3 protein-coding genes and 1 pseudogene are annotated in these 2641 nt (G+C 37.5%); all 4 read right to left on the bottom strand.

The genetic code is table 11. The features are described 5' to 3' along the window. Window positions 1–417, bottom strand: a 417-nt coding sequence (locus VNZ46_RS20625) for a hypothetical protein (RefSeq protein WP_325562138.1), incomplete at its 3' end; no start/stop codon positions are given. Between the two features lie 34 nt (window positions 418–451). Beyond that, window positions 452–721 (bottom strand): hypothetical protein, encoded by a 270-nt coding sequence (locus VNZ46_RS20620; RefSeq protein WP_325562136.1) that lies wholly within the window; start codon window positions 719–721, stop codon window positions 452–454. 45 nt (window positions 722–766) lie between these two features. Then, window positions 767–1909 carry a hypothetical protein gene (locus VNZ46_RS20615; protein WP_325562134.1) on the bottom strand — a complete coding sequence of 381 codons (1143 nt, stop codon included), beginning with the start codon at window positions 1907–1909 and terminating at the stop codon, window positions 767–769. Next, window positions 1890–2641: pseudogene (locus VNZ46_RS20610) on the bottom strand (hypothetical protein); the annotation flags it as partial. The gene VNZ46_RS20615 and the pseudogene VNZ46_RS20610, both read right to left, overlap by 20 nt.

Here is a 2641-nt window from a genome sequence, read left to right as displayed (position 1 = left end):
GAAAGTAAAAGACGTCACAGCAAATGAGGTATACTCAACCGGATTTGGAACAACATATAAGTCTACCTTTGAGCCATTTTGATACATTTTTAAAGAGAACCATCGGGACGACTGATTCCCCACGCTAACCTGTTTTGCCGTTAAACCTGCTCGGTTAGAAATATAAAAAGTAGTTTCTCCATTGGATTCTGAAAACCAGGAGCCACCAAATATTTTAACAATTATTTTTTGCGAATTTCCCGTAGAAAAATCCGAATCAGTCAAACTTCCAACATAGACAAAATTGGTACCCGGAAGGTTGACAATTTGTGCAGGAATTTGGCCATATGTTTTTGAACAACAACAAAGAGCAAACAACAGGATAAAAACAACTTTGTGATTATAGATATACTTCTTAATTACTTTCTGCAATTTCATAATATGATTTGATTTAGTTTTTGGTTTTCGAAGACTATAATTCTTTGGTTTCATTATCCGGCATTTCTCCTTTTTGCTTTGTATCATAGATAAAACAGAATAATCCATGTTCCTCATATACGTAGCTATTTTCGTCTCTGTTATATACGATCGGCGCTTTTAATGACGCTTTCATAAAATTGAGAGTACCAAATAGTGATCTTCTCGATATCCCTAAGCGTTGAGCCAATTCATCTGGTTTACCCGTGGATTTTTTTCTTATAAAAGTGTCTATGAGGATAATTCTTTCTATGTCAATTTTCATAATAGAGTTGCGTTAAGTATTAATAAATAAATAGGTTTAATTAGTTTAGTATTTTCTTCCAAAAACCGCCTTTTTAAGTTCAAGATTATCTTTTTTCAAGTTATTTAACTGGTCTTTCTGGCTCAACAATTCTTTATTCTGATCAATAATGTATAAAGTAAGCTCCTCTATTTTCTTCAGCAGTTTTGCATTCATCTCACCTACATTAATCCCATTTGATTCAACTTCTTTTGCCGAAGGCATATCTGGTAAATAACCTTCTTTTTTAATATGCTTCTCTATGCTTTGAAGGGCTGGCAGGTTATAATTCTTTGAAAAAACGTAATCCGGCCAGGGAGCTGCCTGTACCTTAATTTCGGTTGCCAGAATATTTCCATTTACAGCAAGTTTGTAACCCTTTGAATCGCTTGTACCAATGCTAACATTGCCTGTGCTGTTAATTCTTAGTTTTTCAGTAAGTTCAGTTTGAATACGACCTGTAGAGGTACTAAAAACGAGATCCATCGATTGAACCAACGCATTATTTGGCTGATAGCTGTTGATCCTTTCCGCACGGATACGCGCACCTATCTGATCAACCTGAACATCTCTCCAGGTATAGAAATCCAGATCGTAACCACCTGTGCTTGCACCTACTGGCACATTTATGTTACCCTGAACATTCGGACTTCCAATTTTAATCGCCGACTCGGTTAAAGAAGCATTAATATGCAGTTTAGCAGAAGGATCTGTAGTACCAATACCAACATTGCCCCCAGCCTGAATCGTCATATATCGCGTTCCATAATTATCCCATCCAAACAGTGGACGGTTATTTACACGACCACTACTAAGTCTGGAATCAAAAACTATCATAGGATTAGTACCAATGTCATTTACGCTGTTTGTTTCTCCAAGGAAATAAAGAGAAGTTGTATTAGAGGAATTTACAGCTCCTTTAATTGCAGGCATAAACATATTTGTACCTCCTGTTGAATTCAACACTTCCATATAATCGTTCGCCGCGTCGGAAACTTTAAATCTCATTAAGCTTTCTCCTCCCACTGCGGCGGGAGAAAGAACCTCTAATTGAGAAACTGGGGTAATTGTTCCAATTCCAACTTTTCCGGATGCGGGAAGTAAATTTTGCTGACAGTAAGCAATGTTGCACGTTAGTATGAGTGCGGCGTTAATAAATATCTTTTGCATGGGATTTAATTTTTAACTTCATTCGATCTATATCTTTCTGTTGTTCACTAGTTTGTGCCTTAAGACCAATAATTTTACTTTCTTGAGCTGATCTTTCTTCACTATTTTTTTTCTCCATTTGAATCAGATATAGTGTCAGTTCTTCAATTTTCTGAAGTAACTTTTTATTCATTTCCCCTAAATCGATTCCCTCCGATTTCACCTCCGCAGCAGAAGGGATTCCAGGCAAATGGCCTTTTTCTTTGATGTGTTTTTCGGTTTCCTGGAGACTTGTGAGCTTGTAATCCTCGTTGAATACATAATCCGGCCAGGCAGACTGTAGTTGAACCTTTACTGATTCAGCAATCATATTACCCGCTACAGCGAGTTTATAACCCTTTGTGTTCGAGGTACCAATTCCCACATTTCCATCTGAGGTTATTCTCATTCTCTCAAAAAGATCTGCCCTAGCAAGCCCTACAGATGTATAAAAGCTTAAATCCATCGCCTGTACTAAAGCACTATTTGGTTGGTATGTGTTTATCCTTTCCGCCCTTATTCTCGCCCCAATTTGATCTGGAACAATATCTCTAAAAGTATAAAAGTCGATATTGTAACCACCAGGGCTGCCTCCCACTGGTACATTAACATTCCCTGCAGAATTGGGTCTTCCTATATTTATAGCGGATACCCCATCCAATTCAGCATTAACATGTAATTTGGCCATTGGAGTAGTGGTGCCTATACCCACAT

It is taken from the genome of Pedobacter sp. (genome assembly GCF_035566355.1).
Classification (GTDB): Bacteria; Bacteroidota; Bacteroidia; order Sphingobacteriales; family Sphingobacteriaceae; genus Pedobacter.
The sequence above is the reverse complement of the archived record's forward strand: the minus strand, read 5'-3'. Positions and strand labels throughout refer to the sequence as shown.